Origin of the sequence: Helicobacter pylori (assembly GCF_011140715.1) — a bacterium.
GTDB classification, from domain to species: Bacteria; Campylobacterota; Campylobacteria; order Campylobacterales; family Helicobacteraceae; genus Helicobacter; species Helicobacter pylori_DA.
The window spans coordinates 20,567-38,442 of sequence record NZ_SFZZ01000060.1 but is presented as its reverse complement, the minus strand read 5'-3'; the positions used below and the strand labels follow the sequence as shown (position 1 = coordinate 38,442).

The following is a 17,876-nucleotide window of genomic DNA, read 5'->3' as shown; positions in this document are numbered from 1 at the left end:
CTCATTATAAGGAAATAAGCTTAAATATTGCTGAATTTAAGGAAAGTTTAAAGTTTAAAAATAGGGTTTTTTAAAAAATTTGTTTGATTGCTTTTGATTTTATAGTCAAACTCATTTCTTAAGTAAAACGCATTTCTTTAAAGGAATAGGGGGTATTTTACAATAGCCCTCTCCCACAGCCCCCAACTAAAACCCCCTAACCCCAAAAGACCGCTTTTTAAAGAGGCTATCACTTGCTTGTGCAAGCTCTTTTATTGTATTTATTTTAAAAAATGCCTTTAAGCTTTTTTAATTTTGTTACTCATGCTTAATAAGCCAAAGCCTTTATTTTTGCTTTTGGTTAAGCCTTTCTTCTATCTTTTTGATTTGTTGGCTCATTTTAGCGCTCGCGTTGATTTGATTGATGAGCATGTAAAGGTTTATCATCATCAAAAGCACCACCACAATCCCTAAAAAAAACACGATTTGAACGGCTTTTTTAGCGATTTCTCGGGCTTCTTGTTCGTTTTGCATGCGTTTTAATTTTCCAATTCTTCTGGGGATAAATCTTTATAAAAGCGTTCCAGTTCAAAGCTCTCGCCCAAATACGCAGCGATTTCTTGGGAATCCACAAGGGCGTTTTGCAAGCAACTCGTCGCGCCTGGAGAGGGGGTCATGTTGAAAGTGATGCCTTTATGGGTGCAAATCTTTTTTTCGCCTAATTCTAGCTTTCGCTTGGTTCTGTCTAAAACTTGCGGGCGCACTTCGCCAAAACCATGAGCGTATTCTAAATCTTCTAGGCTAAGAGAGGGGATGATTTTTTGAGCGTCTTTTAAAAATTTCCTTTTACCGATAATGGGCAATTCAAAAACCATGTTTTTAAACACATAATTACGGATTTCTTTATCGCTCATCAAATCAAACGCGATCTTAAACACATCTTTATTCAAATCCATTTTCAACAATTCCAAACTAATGCCCTTAAGCCAACATTTGTTGCGCTCTAATTTAGGCATCGTTAAAGCCGTAGGCCCGATTCGTGTTTTTCCTTTAATGACAGCATCAGGGTCGCCATGCACGGCTGCAAAAGGGAGTTTGGGGTTTTGAACGGTATAAACCTTACCCCTTAATAAATCCGGCACAAAATAAAAGCTACCCGCCACAGGCAAGCACCCTAAATCCAAGCCATAACCCATGCTCTGAGCCAAAGGCAAAGCGTAAGAGCCGGCATTGACTAGCACGAATTTAGCATACACTTCTTCAGCGTCTTCAGAAATGAGCGCGTAAGTGTCGTTGCGTTTTTCAATCTTTTTCACTTTGAAATTCAAAAACACCTGGTTGTTAGGCTTTAATTTCAGGGCTTCTTCAACGAAGTTTTCACTCAACTTCGCAAAATTCATGGTGCTCCAATCTTTTTGATAACCATGCCCAACAATGTTTTCATGCCTGTCTATGCCATTAGCCCCTAAAATCACATTAGGCTCTAATTCTTTAATCTTTTGCTTGTCAAATTCTTCTAACCCCACAAAGATTTCTTTAAAGGATTCGTAGCGTTTTTTCATGAACTCGCATTCTTCATCGCCCACGCCTATAGCCATTTTCTGGGTTTCAAAAATCACTTCATTTTGCAAGCCTTTATTGAGCGCGTATTGTCTGGTTTTATAAGCGCTCAAACGCACTTTTTTAGCTTTTTCAGGAGTGTAATTCGTTTCAATAGAGCCATCATGAATGGTTTGCGAATTAGCTTTAGCGCTGGAGCTGATTTGAGCCAATTTAGAGCATTTTTCCACGATAGCCATGCGCTTTAAGGAGCTGTATTCGCTCAAAGTATAAAAGGTCGCGCACCCTGAAACCCCACCTCCAATAATCACGGCATCAAATTCCATACTCATTGTCTTTCTCCAAATGTTTTAAATTGATAAATCGTAATCATAGTATAAGAAAATCAATTCGCATTCAAGGGGCTTGAAGTTTTATGGACAAAATCTTTCAAATCGCTCATTCCAAGCACCCTATCAATCAATAATTTCTTTTTAGAAAACGCCCCATTATGTTCTTCGGCTAGCCATAATGAAGTGATCACTACGCCTCCTATTTTATGGCTCAAGGTTTTAAAATGCTTTTGGGTTTGCACCGACCAAATGCTGTGAGCGACTATCGCTTGATGGTTGTATGCGCCCAAATAGAGCATGATATGCCCTTTGAGATAGATGAGCGTGCCAAAAGGCGTGGCGTTTTTAATAATGTAGTCTTCTTTTTCTTTGGCTTTCATGGAGCTTAAATCCACATAATTGTTCGCATAGCGGCTTTGCGCGTAGGAATTTCTGGGGAGCAAAATACCAAAATTAGCGAAACTATCCCTAGTGAAAGCCGAGCAATCCCTATTGCCCAATAGCCCACCCCAGCCGTATTTTTGCCCTAGCATGGTGTCTATAAAATACGCCATGTTCTCGCTAGTAAAAGCCTTAGGGAAAACAAAAAAATCTTTTTCATTCAAGATCACGCTTTGTAAAGCTGCATAACCCTTAGCGTCCTTCAAAAAACCATAGGCTTTCAATTCCTTTTTTGGGGGGTTTTGAGATGCGTTTTGACTTTGGGGGATGAGAGCGAACAATTCGCCCACCCTAGCATCGGTGTAAAAATCCCCATAGTCCGTATAAAGGGGGATCTTGTCTTTTATGGGCATGACATAATTTTTAAGCTTGGTTAAAAGCTCTATGTCTTTATCATGCATGTAAGCTAGATCGCTAACTTTGATCCAGCCATAAACAAAACTGCTTTGAATGTGGGCGTAAGTTTTATCTGTATTAAAATGCGTGATCAAAACCGGCGTGCCTTGAAAAATCAGCGAATTTTGATACCTATCAAAAGGATAGCCTTTTTGAGAAAGGTAATAAGGCTTGTTAGTAGGCACAGCCCTCACATCGCTATCTCGCACCACCACAGCCTTAATCTTAGCACTCGGGTAACGCTCAATATCCATGCTCTTAATCAGTCCATCATTGAAAGCTTTTGCGTTGGGCTTTAGATCTTCGCCATAACCGGTGGATTTATTCATTTCCTTAAGGATCCAAAACACTTCTTTTTTATTGCTTTTGACTTTCGCATCTAGCCATGGGGAATACCACGCTTTGAGGTAGCTCTCTTTTAATATTTCTTTTAACGCTTGGGGGTCAATGCTTTGGTTATTGTTACTGCCATTTTGAGAGCTTGCAAGATAGCTTGAAGCCTCTTGGGGTAAGGATAAATCTTTGAGCGTGAAATCCTTTTTCATGCAACCCACAAACAAAAACAAGAAAACTACAAGAAAATAACGCATGTTTTAGAGAAACCTCAACATCAAATGCGCAAATAGTTTCTTAAAATGCGCCCGTATTGCGGGCTTCTCAATTTTTTAATCGCAGAGCTTTCAATCTGGCGCACTCTTTCTCTAGTAACATTCAATTCTTTGCCGATTTCTTCTAAAGTCCGATCGCTTTCATCGTCTAAAAGCCCAAAACGCATGCGGATCACCGCTTTTTCTCGCTCATTCAACTGATCCAAAACGCTTTCAATCTGGGCTTTTAAATCTTCTCGCATGATGTGATCAATGGAGTTAACGATATTCTTATCTTCCACGAAATCCCCAAATTTGCCGTCATCATCATTGCCGACTGGGGTTTCTAAGCTGATAGGCTCTTTAGTAACCTTAATCACATTCTTCACTTTATCTAACGAAAGCCCCACTTCTTCAGCCACCACTTCTAAATCAGGCTCTTTGCCGGTTTCTTGAATGTGTTTGCGCATGACTTTATTGATGCGATTAATCGTGTCAATCATGTGAATGGGGATGCGGATAGTGCGGGCTTGATCGGCTATGGCTCTGCTGATGGCTTGCTTGATCCACCAGGTCGCATAGGTAGAAAACTTGAAGCCCTTTTCATGCTCAAACTTATCCACCGCTTTCATCAAGCCGATATTACCCTCTTGAATCAAATCCAAGAACGGTAAGCCTCTGCTCGTGAATCGTTTAGCGATGCTCACTACCAACCTTAAATTGGATTTAGCCATTTTGTTTTTAGCGCGATCGGAAATCAATTTCCCTCTTTTGATTTGCTCTAAAATCTCTTTTAGTTTGTTAGGGTCTAAATCAAAGCCTTCTTCGCTCGCCTCTTTAGTCAAAAAGAGTTTTTTGAGATCCATATACACGCTAACCATAGTCGCTTCTGGCACTTGAGCGATAATGTCTTCTTTAGTCATGTTAGTGATATTAGCAAGGATTTTTTTATGGTTAGCGATCAGAGTGTCATTGAATAAGGGCAGTTTGTATTCCAAGCGTTTCAACTCTTTTTCAAACCCATCACCGCTCTTTAAAGTGGTCTCCATCGTTTTGACTAATTCATTAATCAGTTTGCTGGTAGGCTCTAAATCATAGAGTCTGTCTTTAAGCGTTTGGCGTTTGTAAGCTAGGGTCAATGAACGCACTAACTCGTCTTCTTTTTCATCTATGGGGGCTTCAAGGGCTTTAAGCCATTCTTTTTTAGCCTTGTCTAGGGCTTTAAAACTCTCTTGGACTTTTTCAACGCGCTTCTTGTCTTTTTCGGAAACGACCTTTTTCCTTTCTTCGTTTTCTTCGTCTTCTTCGCCGTCATCATCTTTTTTAGGATCGCTCACGCTATTTTCATCGTCATCATCAAAGCTCCTAAAAAGCTCTTTAACCCTTCTTTCACGATTGATTAAAGCGTCTTTATACGCATAGATAAAATCAATCAAATACGGCACTGAGCAGATCGCGTCTAAAATAATGTCTTCGCCCAAGCGGATCTGCTTGCTTAATTCGATCTCTTCATCTTTGCTTAAAAGTTTTATATCCCCCATTTCACGCAAATACATGCGCACCGGGCTATCGCTTCTGCTCCACTCTAAAAAATCCTTTTCTTTCAAAAAGTCATAGCCATCTTCTAATTCTTCATCTAAAACTTTTTGCTTTTCTTCGGTGTTTTTAATCTTGTCAATCGCATTGAGTTTTTTAGCGTATTCTGAAGAGCTGACTAATTTCTTTTGGTATTTTTGGCACAATTCTTTGATTTTTTTGATTTGGGTTAGAGTGGGGACTTTCGTGCTGATTTGAATGATGGACTCATAAGAAACGCAATTGCCTAAGGAATTAGCGAATAATTCTTCTAATTCTTCATTGAAACTGAGCTTTTTAATAGGGATAGGTTCTTTCGCTTTAGCTTCTTTAATTTTGCTTTCTTTGGCTTTATTGTTTTTGTTTTCCTTATTATTTTCTTTAGCTTTATTTTCCTGTGTGGCTTCTGTTTTGGCTTCCTGTTTGGCTCTTTTGGGGGCTTTTTCTTCGTTAGCTTTCTTTTTCATTGGACACTCCATAAAATAAGAACCCATGCTTTCAATCAAAAGCTAGGTTCATAAGATAAGATACACCTATTCCTTTGTTATTTTACTAAAAGATAGCTTAAATTCTAATTATATTATTGGAATTTGGTTTTATTTCACCGAATATTGATCGCAAAACCATCAAAAAGCGTAACGCTAATTAAGCGATAGCCTTTAAAAAATGAGTTTAAATTAAAATTTAAACCCCCCTATTTTTAAAAAAGGGTTTTAATTGTCTGCGTTTAATAAAAACAAGCCCTAAAGCTCATCTACCATGCTTTTTAAAAATTTCGCTGAAGTGTGAGCGCTTTTTTCTAAAAATTCATCAAAACTCATACCGGCTTCTTCATCGGCGTTATCGCTAATGCTCCTTAGCACGCAGCATGGCACGCCAAATTTTTGGCACACAAACGCCACGCTCGCCCCCTCCATTTCCACCGCGCTCGCCTTAAACTCGCTAACTAAAAATTCTTTCCTTTCTTTGCTATGCACAAACTGATCGCCTGATGCGATGACGCCTTCTTTGAGCGCGATATGCTGCTCATTGGCGATCTTTTTAGCTAGGGCGTTTAAACTTCCGCTCGTTTCAATAAAAATCGTGCTTTCGGGGATAAACCCTAAAGGGTGATCAAACGCGCTCAAATCCACATCATGCTGGACTAATTTTTGAGCCACTAACAAATCATTGATTTTTAAATCTTTGACCAAACTTCCAGCCACCCCGCTAAAAAGCACCTTTTGAACGCCAAACGCTAAAATCATGCTCGTCGTGGTTAAAGTGGAATGCACCTTGCCAATCTTGCTATAAGCGACAACGATTTCCTTATTATGATAAACGCCTTTATGGAAAACATTCCCCCCTAAAGGGATTTCTTCAAAACCCACGCCAAACAATTCTAAAATAGGGGTTATTTCTTCTCTCATCGCCCCCAAAATGCCAATTTTTTGCACCGTTTTCTCCTAATTCACACGTATTCTTCTAAAAATTCAATGGCTTCATCAAGCCCTTTATTATCCCCCACGCTTATGGTGGGCTTGTTGCTCAAGCGCTTGTTAAGCCCCTTTAACACGCTCCCACAGCCTAATTCAAAAAAGACATCCACTCGGTCATTGTTGGATTTCACGCAGTCTTGATAACGCACCGGCTGAGTGAGTTGCAAGCTCAATAATTCAACGGCTTTGGCTTTATTGTGATACGCTTCATTAGTCGCATTGGAGATGATTTCAAAATGGAATTTATCTTTCAGGCTTTTTTCTAGCAATTCCTGGAATTTAAAAATCATAGGCTCTAAAAAAGGGCAATGGCTCGCCACGCTCATTTCTAAAAAAACCACTCTTTTAGCCCCCATTTCCTTTAAAGTCGGCTCTAGGGCTTTCAAATCGTCTTTAACCCCGGCTAAAACCACTTGCATGCCACCATTGAAATTCGCGCACCACACGTTTTTAGTTCTTTGGCACAAGCTTAAAAGGCTTTCTTCAGAAACACCCAAAACGACCATCATGGAAGCGTCTTTATTCGCACACGCTTCTTGCATCATTTTGCCTCTTTGGTGCGTGAGTTTAAGGGCTTTTTCAAAATCTAACGCCCCGCTCAAAGACACCGCGCTCACTTCACCGAGCGAATGCCCTAAAGCGAAAACGGGTTTTAACCCCCCATTTGCTTGCTTGTTGAGTAACTGATAAGCGATATAGCTCACTAAATAAATGGCAGGCTGGGTGTAAGCGCTCTCTTTTAAAAGCTCATTTTCTTCAAAAAGCGTTTTTTTCATATCCACTTTAAGCGTGTTAGAAGCCCTTTCAAACAATTCTTTGGCTAGGGTGTGGCTCTCATAGAACGATTTTCCCATTCCTATACATTGCGAGCCTTGCCCTGGAAATAATAGCGCGTATTGCATGGTGTTATCCTTTAAATTTTATTAATCCATAATTTAAAATTGTAATATAAAAGCCCTTAGTTTTGTTTAGAAACCATTAAAGTTTAAGGTTTATTTTAACTTATTTTTACTATAATTCTACTTTGTGAATGAGGACAGGTGGGTGAGTTGGCTGAAACCACATCCCTGCTAAGGATGCGTAGCCGTCAAGGTTACCGAGGGTTCGAATCCCTCCCTGTCCGCCAGCCTTTTTGCCTTTAAAAACTTTTTGTTTAGAATGTATTAACGAGAGACATATAGTTTCTAAGCATTCCTTTTACGACACTCCTTTTACAGATTTTACAAATACAAAATTTAGGTTGGGTGAAGAGAGACACCCAGCCTAAACCCTATCAATCCGCTATGGTATTTTCAAACATTTTGAGTATAATCGTTTCTGCTCATAATCGCAAAAAAGAAAGAACATGACTTACAGAGAATTAGGTAAAAAAGTTTTAGAACAAGCAGAGGAGCCTTTGAGCGCTGAAGAAATTTGGAAAAGAGCTTGTGAAATGGGATTGGATAAAGAACGCCCAAGTATAGGAAAAACACCTTGGTCCACAATTGGAAGTGATCTTGGTAAAGACAAGAAGCAATTTTATGTTGCACACAAAAAAGGAAAAACCTTTTTCTATTGGCTCAAATCTCGTGAAAGAGAATTTCCTCCACAAGAAACCCCAGATTCCAAAGAAGAAGATGATGAACAGAGCGAGTGTTCAGACACAGCCGAAAAACAAAAAATCTCTTCTTATGAAGAGAAAGAAAAGAATTTGCACGAACTGCTTGTGAAATTCCTTAATGAAGATCCAAATTTCAAGCTTCTATGCAAAACCATCCGCCATGAAAAATGTAAAAAAGGCAAAGGGGGCGAATGCAAATGGAATTATCCTGACATCGTTGGCGTGTATTTTCCCTATAATAAATATTTTCCCTACAGCAGATATAAAGAAGAAACTTTGGAATTTTTACAGCATACCGGTCAAAAAAGACACAAGCTTTTTTCCTTTGAGCTTAAAGTTAAGATTACTTCTTCCAATCTGAAAAAAAGCTATTTCCAAGCGGTGAGCAATTCTACTTGGGCTAATGAGGGGTATTTGGTGGTTTTTAATATTGATAATGAGGTTTTAAATGAATTAAGGCGGCTCAACCAAAGCTTTGGTATAGGGGTTATCAAGCTAGAATCTGAGATTTCAAACTCCAAAATCTTGTTGCCAGCTAAAGAAAGAGAGGTTGATATACCCACACTCAACATGCTTGTAGAACGAAGTCTGGAGGATTTTAAGCCTTTTATGGAAAAGATTAACAAGCAAATTGAAAAAGGACTTGATACGGCAGTGGATATGGAGAATTTTTTTGATAAAGTGCTTGATGATGAAGCAATGCAAAAACACATTGAAGATAAAGGCATTAAAGCAGAATAAAAAATGAAAGCGCCCTGTCTTTCTCGCCCCATTTTTAAAAGCACAGACGAGCTTTTCACCCTTTATCAAGGGGATTGTAATGAGGTGTTGCCCCAATTTGAAAATCGGTTTGATTTGATTTTTGCCGATCCGCCTTATTTCCTTTCTAATGACGGCCTAAGCATACAGAGCGGTAAGATTGTGAGCGTCAATAAAGGCGATTGGGATAAAGAAAATGGGATTAACGATATTGATGAGTTCAATTACCAGTGGATCAACAACGCCAAAAAGGCTTTAAAAAATACAGGGAGTCTTTTAATCAGCGGGACTTACCACAACCTTTTTTCTTTGGGGCGTGTTTTATAAAAACTGGATTTTAAGATTTTAAACCTCATCACTTGGCAAAAAACCAACCCTCCCCCCAATTTCAGCTGCCGTTATTTGACGCATTCCGCTGAGCAAATCATTTGGGCGAGGAAAAGCTACAAGCATAAGCATGTTTTTAACTATGAGGTTTTAAAAAAGATCAATAACGATAAACAAATGCGTGATGTGTGGAGCTTCCCAGCGATCGCTCCTTGGGAAAAAGCAAATGGCAAGCACCCCACTCAAAAACCTCTCGCACTGTTGGTGTGCTTGCTTTTAATGGCGAGCGATGAAAATTCCCTCATTGGCGATCCTTTTAGCGGGAGCTCTACCACAGGCATTGCGGCTAATCTTTTGAAGAGGGAATTTATCGGCATAGAACAAGAAAGCGAGTTTGTCAAAATATCAATGGATAGGAAATCAGAATTAGACGCTCGCTATAAAGAAATCCGATCTAAAATCAAAGATTTAAATCTTATAAGCCCCTTTTTTAAGCCGCTTTAAGCGTTATACTTTTGGGATTTCACCTCAAAATGGGATTCTATTTTCACCCATTCCTTACAAAGGATATTCTCATGCCCAAAAAGCCAGTGTTTGGGGCCAATAATGATTTTTTCTGGATTGTTTATCAAATAAGCCGCCCACCAACTATAAGTGCTGTTAGCGATAATGCCATGCTTGCAAGATTGCATGAGCAGCATATCCCAATACGCCTCTTCTTCTTTATCCCTAGTGGTCATGTCCATAAAAGGGTAGCCAAGATCAAGGTTTTGCGTGAATGTTAAGTCTTCGCAAAACACAAAAAGCTCCATGCTTGGCACGCGCTTTGCCATATATTCAAGCGCCTTTTTTTGATAGTCAATACCAAGCTGACAGCCAATCCCCACATAATCCCCTCTTCTTATATGCACAAACACGCTGTTTTTAGCGGCTAAAATCAAAGAAAGCTTGCGGTGGTATTCTTCCTCTTTTTTTTTATTATTTTTATTATTTTCGGGGGGGGGTAGGGTGAAGGTTTGTTTGATTAAAGGGGATATAGCATCAAAATATCGTGGATCTTGAAAATAGCCATAAAAATAAGTCAAGCGGCTTGGCTTTAATAATTTAGGCTCGTATTCAAACACGATTTCTTGACTCACCCTATCAAACCCCATGCATTTGAGCGCCTCTCTTACTAGCTTGGGGAGGTGTTGCATTTTAGCTATAGCGATTTCTTTAGCGCTCGCATAGGGCAAATCAATAGGGAAAAGCTCTAATTGCATTTTCCTATCGCTCCAATCAAAAGAAGTAATATCTAACAGCACAGGCACATTAAGGTGTTTTTGCAAACTTTTAGCGAAAGCGTATTGAAACATTTGATTCCCAAGCCCCCCACAAATTTGCACCACCTTAAAAGCCATTCAATCCCTTTGTTTTTCAAATAAAACGCTCATTTTAGCTCATTTTAAAGCCCTTTTTCAATAAAAACCTAAAAAGTGGGGTAAGTAACGCTTTCAAATCATTTGAATTTTTTATTTGAAAAAGACGCGTATGAGGGTTCTAGCAAGCGTTCTTGGTATTCTAAAAGAATCCTGTCTTCGCTATTGAGCGAGTAGGCTTCATCGTATTTGCGCTTGATGATGCCCTTTAAAATGGTGTGCTGGACTTGGTATTTATCTTCTTTAAGCATTTCATCCACTAAAGCGTAAAGCTGAATGTCTTGAATGAGTAAATCTGAAATTTTAACGCTCTCTTTATCAAACAATTCTTCATTAGCGCAATATTCATTCACTAAAATAAGCACCCGGTTATACACATCCGATGCGATTTTAGCGTTTAGGGTTCTATAAATGTAATCTTTGATTTTTTTGAGCTGCTCTTCTAAATCTTCACTGGCCTTGCTCGCTAAAGCCAGAATGCTTAAGATTTGAACTAGAGTCATCATTCTATGGCTTAAAGAGCGGGTGCGCCATTTAATGAGAAGACGCATGAAATAAGACATTTTGACAGAAAGGCTACAAGGGAGGGTGTTTTTCTTGGGTTTTGGCATGTTTAGTTTCTTTTAAAAAAGGATTTTGTGGTTTAATTATATAACTTTAAAATTAAATCTAGGAGTATAGAGATGAAAACATTCAAAAAAGGCGTGGTCTTAGACGCTAAAAGCGTGGGGTTAAAAGCGCTAGAAGTTTTAAAAGAAGTGGCGGATTTTGATTTTTATGAGGTTACTTCGCCTAATCAAATCGTTGAACGCTGCAAAGACGCTGAAATAATGGTATTGAATAAAGTCGTTATCACCCAAGAGGTTTTAAGCCAATTGCCCAAACTCAAACTCATTTGCATCACCGCTACAGGCACGGATAATGTGGATATAAAAAGCGCGAAAGCTTTAGGTATAGAAGTCAAAAATGTGAGCGCTTATTCTACGGAATCTGTAGCCCAGCACACTTTAGCATGCGCGTTGTCTTTGTTGGGGAGAATCAATGACTACGATCGTTATTGCAAAAGCGGGGAATATAGCCAAAGCGATATTTTTACGCACATTAGCGGTATGAAAATGGGGCTTATTAAAGGGGGTCAATGGGGGGTTATTGGTTTAGGAACAATCGGTAAAAGAGTCGCCAAACTCGCTCAAGCTTTTGGGGCAAAGGTGGTGTATTATTCCCCTAACGATAAAAAAGAAGAGTATGAGCGCTTGAGTTTAGAGGAATTGCTTAAAACAAGCGGCATTATCAGCATTCATGCCCCCTTAAATGAAAGCACGCGCGATTTAATCGCTCTCAAAGAATTGCAAAGCCTAAAAGATGGGGCGATTTTAATCAATGTGGGGCGTGGGGGCATTGTGAATGAAAAGGATTTGGCTTTAACTTTAGAAACCAAAGATTTGTATTACGCGAGCGATGTGTTTGTGAAAGAGCCTTTTGAAAAAGATCATGCGTTTTTGAACCCAAAGATCCAAAACAAATTGCTTTTAACCCCCCATATCGCATGGGCGTATAGCGACAGCTTGAAAACCTTGGTAGAAAAAACCAAAGAAAATATCCAGGATTTTTTAGCTTCCCAAAAATAAACGCAAAAAAAAGGGGGTTTGATTGTTTTTAATGGTTATCAGACAATCTTGCTGGATTTAACCCATTAAGAAAAAAGCCTTTAAGGTGGATTGACCCCCAAAGGCTTTTATTAAAGGGGGCGATTACATCTTAGAAATATCAATTTTAAAGGTGTGGATTTCATCTTCTAAAAAGACTTTAACCACTACCACGCCTGGGGTTTTAAGGTTTTTGGTATCCACCACGACAAACCCTCCCTTAGCCTTGTTTTCAACGTTAAGGGTGTTTTTCTTAAGGTAATTGATCGCTAGGATTTTTAAAGCTTGGCGGCTTTCTTGCATGACTTCTTGCTCTTCTACATCATCCATCATCATCATGCCAAAGCCTGGCCCATACATGCCCATTCCCCCATACATCATGCCGTTATAAGCTAAAAAACTCCCTTGCCCGTAATAAAACATGGGCGGGGTGATCATATTGATATTATCAATAGGGGCGGTTGGCACGCTGATATTAAAGCTTTGTAAAATGCCCTCAAAATCAAAACTAGACTTCATCACTTGTCTCAGGCTTAAGACCGGTAAACTCGTTTGATTGATAGACACCGAAATGGCTTTACGGCTAAACACTACAGGTTTTCCCTCTAAAACTTGTGCCGCTACATACAGCACTAAGGGGGATTCATTCAAGCCTTTTAATTTGCTTTGGGCGATTTCTAACTGGACTTTAGATCTCGCTTGCGTGGAAGTCATCACTTGAATCCCATTATTATAGGAAGTAACATGCTCAGGCGTGATCTTATAGCTTGCGCAACCACTTATCAGTAAGGCTATCGCTACTAAAACGATTTTTTTCATCCAAACTCCTTTCATTCAGTTTAACTTTCGTTTAGAGTTTATTTATTATAGTGTGTTTTAACTTAAAATGTAACTTTTATTAAGGTTAAAAGCGTAAAAAAAGCTCTAATGCGTGTTTTCTAGCCACAAAAGAATAGAAGTTTTGATCTCATTGAGTTTTAAAACTTCTTGATGCTTGATCCCTCTTTCAAATAAATCATCAAGGCGCTGGCTATCCGGGGTATTGTAGCTGTTTTTAAGCGTTTCTAGGGCGGCTTTATCGTTATCGTTTTTCGTTTGCTCATTCAGGGCTAAAAGGGTGGTTTTAGGGAATTTTTCATAAGAGGCTGTGGCAGAAACAAGGGTTTTTTCGTTGGTTTTCAAGCTAGCGTTTAAAGCGGTGGCGGTGTGGGGGTCAATCAGGTATTGGTGCTCTGCATAAACTTCTTGGATCGTTTTCAAACAGGCTTCATCTGAGCAGCTCGCGCAAGAAAAATGCTCCTGTAAAAGGGCCAATTCTTTAGGCTTTAAGGCGTAAAATTTCTCTTCTTCTAAAGCTTGCATCAATTCTAGCGTGCGTTCAAACCCAAAAAGGCTAAAAAGCACCCTTTCCACATTAGAGCTTTTTAAAATATCCATAGCCGGCGAGTAAGTTTGCTTTAAAGAGCGATGAGTTAAATCGTAACGCCCTGTCTCTATAAACTCCCTTAAAACATCGTTACTGTTGGTTACGACCTTGATTTTAGCGATATTCAAGCCCATTTTTTGAGCGTAAAACGCCCCCAAAGCGTTCCCAAAATTACCGCTAGGTATGGCTAGGGTGATTTTTTCTTTAGAATTGATCGCGCCTTTTTTATACAATTCCAAAAAGCCCCAAATATGATAGACGATTTGAAAAGCGATGCGCCCAAAATTCACGGAATTAGCCACGCTTAATTTCAATTGGTGCGTTTTTAGGGATTCGTTAAAATCATCGTCTTTTAAAAGGTTTTTGAGCGCGTTTTGCGCATCATCAAAATCCCCACTCACCCCAAAAACCTTTAAATTGTTGGCGTTTTGGGTTACCATTTGGAGTTTTTGCACTAAGCTTGTGCCGTCTTTGGGGTATAAACACACCACAAAAACATTAGGCATGCCCGCTAAACTTTCTAAAGTCGCAGGACCGGTATCGCCACTCGTGGATACTAACACCAAATACTTTTCGTTTTTCCCCACCGCTAGATTAGAAAACAAGCTCGCTAAAGGCTGTAACGCCATGTCTTTAAACGCCAAACTAGGCCCATGGTAGAGTTCTTGGACAAAAAGCCTTTCATTGAGCGCAAAAATAGGGGCTGGGTTTTTAGGGTTATCAAAATTTTCATAGCGTTTTAAAGCGCTCGCCAGTAAATTTTTAGGGATTTCTAAATTTAAAAGCTCAAACACATGCTCTACTAATTCGCTATAGCTCAGATTCAAACAATCTTGCCATTCTAGCGTTTCAAAACGCTCTAAAGTGTAAAGCCCGCCTTTGGGGGCGTTGGGGTTTAATATTGCTTCAATAAAATCAATCTTTTTTTCTTTCAAAGAGCGCGTGGGGACAAAAGGCATGATTTTTCCTTTTTAATACTTTGGATAATTTTTAGTCGTAGCATACCCTAAAAGAGCGAATGCAACCTTAAAATGATTTTTTAATGAGAATGATCGATCGCTTTTTTTTAATTCAGTTTAATTTTGGATTTATGCTTATAATACTATAATGCGGTTTAAAATTTTGCCGCAAATGGGCAAAAAATTCATCATAGTAAGGTTGTGTTTTGTCTAAAGGTTTGAGTATCGGTAATAAAATCATATTGTGGGTGGCGTTGATTGTGATCGTGTGCGTGAGCATTTTAGGGGTGTCCTTGAACAGCAGGGTGAAAGAGATTTTAAAAGAAAACACCTTGCGTTCTATGCAAGATAGTTTGCATTTTAAGGTTAAGGAAGTGCAAGGGGTTTTGGAAAACACTTATACGAGCATGGGCATTGTCAAAGAAATGCTCACTAAAGACACCAAAAGAGAAATCAAAATCCAATTGTTAAAAACCTTCATTTTAGTCAATTCGCATGTCGCTGGGGTGAGCATGTTTTTTAAAAACAGAGAGGATTTGAGATTGACGCTTTTAAGGGATAACGATACGATTAAGCTGGTGGAAAATCCGTCATTAGGGAATGACCCTTTAGTGCAAAAAGCGATAAAAAATAAAGAAATTTCTAAAAGCTTGCCTTATTATAGGAAAATGCCTAATGGGGCGGAAGTTTATGGGGTTAATATTCTTTTACCTTTATTGAATGAAAACACTCAAGAGGTTGTAGGGGCTTTGATGATTTTCTTTTCCATTGACAGCTTCAGTAATGAAATCACTAAAAACAGGAGCGATCTCTTTTTAATTGGTGTTAAAGGTAAAGTGCTTTTGAGCGCGAATAAGAGTTTGCAAGACAAATCCATTACCGAAATTTATAAAAGCGTGCCTAAAGCCACTAATGAAGTGATGGCTATTTTAGAAAACGGCTCTAAAGCGACTTTAGAATACTTAGATCCCTTTAGCCATAAGGAGAATTTTTTAGCCGTTGAAACCTTTAAAATGCTAGACAAAACAGAAAGTAAAGACAATCTTAATTGGATGATCGCTTTAATCATTGAAAAAGACAAGGTCTATGAGCAAGTAGGCTCGGTGCGTTTTGTGGTGATCATAGCGAGCGCTATCATGGTGTTAGCCTTGATCATAGCGATCACTCTCTTAATGCGAGCGATCGTGAGCAGTCGTTTGGAAGTCGTTTCTAGCACCTTGTCTCATTTCTTCAAATTATTGAACAATCAAGCCAATTCCAGCGGTATTAAATTGGTTGAAGCGAAATCTAATGACGAATTAGGTCGCATGCAAACAGCGATCAATAAAAATATCTTGCAAACCCAAAAAACCATGCAAGAAGACAAGCAAGCCGTCCAAGACACCATTAAAGTGGTTTCAGACGTGAAAGCAGGGAATTTTGCGGTGCGCATCACGGCTGATCCCGCAAGCCCTGATTTGAAAGAGTTGAGGGACGCGCTAAATGGGATCATGGATTATTTGCAAGAAAGCGTAGGGACTCACATGCCAAGCATTTTCAAAATCTTTGAAAGCTATTCTGGTTTGGATTTTAGAGGCCGAATCCAAAACGCTTCGGGTAGGGTGGAACTGGTTACTAACGCTTTAGGGCAAGAAATCCAAAAAATGCTAGAAACTTCGTCTAATTTTGCCAAAGATTTAGCGAACGATAGCGCGAATTTAAAAGAATGCGTGCAAAATTTAGAAAAGGCTTCCAATTCCCAACACAAAAGCTTGATGGAAACTTCCAAAACGATAGAAAATATCACCACTTCCATTCAAGGCGTGAGCTCTCAAAGTGAAGCGATGATTGAGCAAGGGCAAGACATTAAAAGCATTGTAGAAATCATTAGAGATATTGCCGATCAAACGAATCTATTGGCCCTAAACGCCGCTATTGAAGCCGCAAGAGCCGGTGAGCATGGCAGAGGCTTTGCGGTGGTGGCTGATGAGGTGAGGAAGCTCGCTGAAAGGACGCAAAAATCCCTCAGCGAGATTGAAGCCAATATCAATATTTTAGTTCAAAGCATTTCAGACACGAGCGAGAGCATTAAAAACCAGGTTAAAGAAGTAGAAGAGATCAACGCTTCTATTGAAGCTTTAAGATCGGTTACTGAGGGCAATCTAAAAATCGCTAGCGATTCGTTAGAAATCAGTCAAGAAATTGACAAAGTCTCTAACGATATTTTAGAAGACGTGAATAAAAAGCAGTTTTAATGCTCATTCATATTTGTTGCTCGGTGGATAACCTTTATTTTTTAAAAAAGGCTAAAGAGGCTTTTGCGGGTGAAAAAATTGTAGGGTTTTTCTATAACCCCAATATCCACCCTTATAGCGAATACTTGTTGCGTTTAGAAGATGTGAAACGCACTTGCGAGATGCTAGAAATTGAACTCATTGAAGGCGATTATGAATTAGAAAAATTTTTAGACAAAGCTAAGGGTAAGGAATTGTTGGGGGAAAAAAGCGAACGCTGTTTTGAATGCTTTGACTTGCGATTAGAAACGAGCGCTTTGAAAGCCTTTGAATTAGGGGAAGAAAGATTCACCACCACCTTACTCACAAGCCCTAAAAAAGACCCTAACCAGCTCATCGCTAAGGGGCAACACATCGCGCAAAGGCACAATTTGGAATTTGTTGTGTTTAGAAACGATAATTTTGAACATTTTAAGAGCGAGTTGGATTTGAATTTGCAAGCTTTGGCGAGAGAAAACGAGCTTTACAGGCAAAATTATTGCGGTTGCCAATTCGCTTTAAAAATCCAAAAAGAATCCCAAAACAGAAGCCCCTTTGAGCTTTACTCGCCTTTAAAACGCCAGGTTTTACCCGCAAGTATTGAAGAAAGAACGCAAGTTTTTAGAGGATTAGAAGCGGCTAAAAAGAATGGCAATAAACCTTTTTTAGCCCAAAAAACGATCGCAACTTACCGCTTATTGAATGGAGGCGTGTGGCTTTCTAAAAATTCAAACCCCTTGAATTGTTATATTCTAGCACGCTCTAAAAGTAAGGCTAAAGTTAGGATCAACGATTTAAGGTGGGTTTTTTCCCAGCGTTTAAACGCGCTAGTAGGTTATAGCCAAAGAGATGAAACCTTGTTTTTAACTTTAGAAGGCCTTAACACTCTTATGGCAAAAAACTACGATAATTTAAAAGAGTTAAACCTTAACCCCTTAAGCTATGAAGAAGAGTTATCCTTAAGGGCGTTAGTGAGCGGGAGCGAGAGCGTTAATCCTATTATCGTGCTAGAAGAACGCACAGAAAAAACCCTTTTTGTAGAAATTAAAAGCATTTTTCAAGAAGAAAAGGTGTTTTATTTGCTCTAAGCTAAACTTTAATGGAGCGATAAATTCTCGTAATGAAAAATCATTAAAGTTGG

General features: G+C 39.1%; 14 protein-coding genes, 1 tRNA gene and 1 pseudogene. 6 read left to right on the top strand and 10 right to left on the bottom strand.

Going from position 1 to position 17,876, the window contains the following annotated elements:
• Positions 1–324: 324 nt before the first annotated feature.
• The 6 genes from EWZ81_RS06000 to fabD all read right to left on the bottom strand — a co-directional run bounded on the left by EWZ81_RS06000 (position 325) and on the right by fabD (position 7,250).
• Positions 325–513 carry a DUF5408 family protein gene (locus tag EWZ81_RS06000; RefSeq protein ID WP_001178799.1) on the bottom strand — a complete coding sequence of 63 codons (189 nt, stop codon included), beginning with the start codon at positions 511–513 and terminating at the stop codon, positions 325–327.
• A 5-nt stretch (positions 514–518) separates the two neighbouring features.
• Positions 519–1,871 (bottom strand): FAD-dependent oxidoreductase, encoded by a 1,353-nt coding sequence (locus EWZ81_RS05995; protein WP_165549351.1) that lies wholly within the window; start codon positions 1,869–1,871, stop codon positions 519–521.
• A gap of 53 nt (positions 1,872–1,924) precedes the next feature.
• The gene (locus tag EWZ81_RS05990) at positions 1,925–3,298 is read right to left on the bottom strand and encodes an SH3 domain-containing C40 family peptidase (protein WP_165549350.1); all 1,374 of its coding nucleotides are present in this window, start codon (positions 3,296–3,298) and stop codon (positions 1,925–1,927) included.
• A 20-nt stretch (positions 3,299–3,318) separates the two neighbouring features.
• Entirely contained in the window at positions 3,319–5,364 is a 2,046-nt protein-coding gene (gene rpoD / locus EWZ81_RS05985; RefSeq protein ID WP_165549349.1) for an RNA polymerase sigma factor RpoD, read from the bottom strand.
• Positions 5,365–5,613: 249 nt separating this feature from the next.
• Positions 5,614–6,306: a 5'-methylthioadenosine/adenosylhomocysteine nucleosidase gene (locus EWZ81_RS05980; RefSeq protein WP_079358336.1), complete on the bottom strand. Its 693-nt coding sequence runs from the start codon at positions 6,304–6,306 to the stop codon at positions 5,614–5,616.
• A 14-nt stretch (positions 6,307–6,320) separates the two neighbouring features.
• The gene (gene fabD / locus EWZ81_RS05975; RefSeq protein WP_001931061.1) at positions 6,321–7,250 is read right to left on the bottom strand and encodes an ACP S-malonyltransferase; all 930 of its coding nucleotides are present in this window, start codon (positions 7,248–7,250) and stop codon (positions 6,321–6,323) included.
• Positions 7,251–7,382: 132 nt separating this feature from the next.
• Between fabD and EWZ81_RS05970 the strand changes: the two genes are divergently transcribed.
• From EWZ81_RS05970 to EWZ81_RS05960, 3 genes and pseudogenes are all read left to right on the top strand, one after another.
• A tRNA-Ser gene (locus EWZ81_RS05970) sits at positions 7,383–7,474 on the top strand.
• Between the two features lie 219 nt (positions 7,475–7,693).
• A complete protein-coding gene (locus EWZ81_RS05965) occupies positions 7,694–8,689 on the top strand; it encodes an HTH domain-containing protein (RefSeq protein ID WP_079295252.1) in 996 nt (331 codons plus the stop codon).
• A gap of 3 nt (positions 8,690–8,692) precedes the next feature.
• A pseudogene (locus tag EWZ81_RS05960) lies at positions 8,693–9,538 on the top strand (DNA-methyltransferase).
• On the opposite strand, the gene EWZ81_RS05955 reads toward EWZ81_RS05960, so the two are convergent.
• On the bottom strand, positions 9,535–10,434 hold the full coding sequence (locus tag EWZ81_RS05955) for an alpha-1,2-fucosyltransferase (protein ID WP_165549348.1): 900 nt from the start codon (positions 10,432–10,434) through the stop codon (positions 9,535–9,537). The pseudogene EWZ81_RS05960 and the gene EWZ81_RS05955 sit on opposite strands and share 4 nt — an antisense overlap.
• A gap of 98 nt (positions 10,435–10,532) precedes the next feature.
• Positions 10,533–11,063, bottom strand: a complete 531-nt coding sequence (locus EWZ81_RS05950; protein ID WP_120997438.1) for a hypothetical protein — start codon at positions 11,061–11,063, stop codon at positions 10,533–10,535.
• A 72-nt stretch (positions 11,064–11,135) separates the two neighbouring features.
• Between EWZ81_RS05950 and EWZ81_RS05945 the strand changes: the two genes are divergently transcribed.
• Complete coding sequence (locus EWZ81_RS05945; RefSeq protein WP_165549347.1) at positions 11,136–12,080, top strand: D-2-hydroxyacid dehydrogenase; 945 nt, start codon at positions 11,136–11,138, stop codon at positions 12,078–12,080.
• Positions 12,081–12,203: 123 nt separating this feature from the next.
• Here EWZ81_RS05945 and EWZ81_RS05940 read toward each other — a convergent pair whose 3' ends face one another.
• Together EWZ81_RS05940 and thrC are read right to left on the bottom strand one after the other, a co-directional pair.
• Complete coding sequence (locus EWZ81_RS05940; RefSeq protein ID WP_000725091.1) at positions 12,204–12,917, bottom strand: hypothetical protein; 714 nt, start codon at positions 12,915–12,917, stop codon at positions 12,204–12,206.
• A gap of 105 nt (positions 12,918–13,022) precedes the next feature.
• Complete coding sequence (gene thrC / locus EWZ81_RS05935; RefSeq protein WP_165549346.1) at positions 13,023–14,483, bottom strand: threonine synthase; 1,461 nt, start codon at positions 14,481–14,483, stop codon at positions 13,023–13,025.
• A 206-nt stretch (positions 14,484–14,689) separates the two neighbouring features.
• On the opposite strand from thrC, the gene tlpA reads away from it, so the two are divergent.
• Both tlpA and EWZ81_RS05925 read left to right on the top strand, forming a co-directional pair.
• Positions 14,690–16,717 carry a methyl-accepting chemotaxis protein TlpA gene (gene tlpA / locus EWZ81_RS05930; protein WP_165549345.1) on the top strand — a complete coding sequence of 676 codons (2,028 nt, stop codon included), beginning with the start codon at positions 14,690–14,692 and terminating at the stop codon, positions 16,715–16,717.
• Entirely contained in the window at positions 16,717–17,823 is a 1,107-nt protein-coding gene (locus EWZ81_RS05925; protein ID WP_165549344.1) for an epoxyqueuosine reductase QueH, read from the top strand. The genes tlpA and EWZ81_RS05925 overlap by 1 nt, the downstream gene beginning before the upstream one ends.
• The last annotated feature ends 53 nt before the right edge of the window (positions 17,824–17,876 follow it).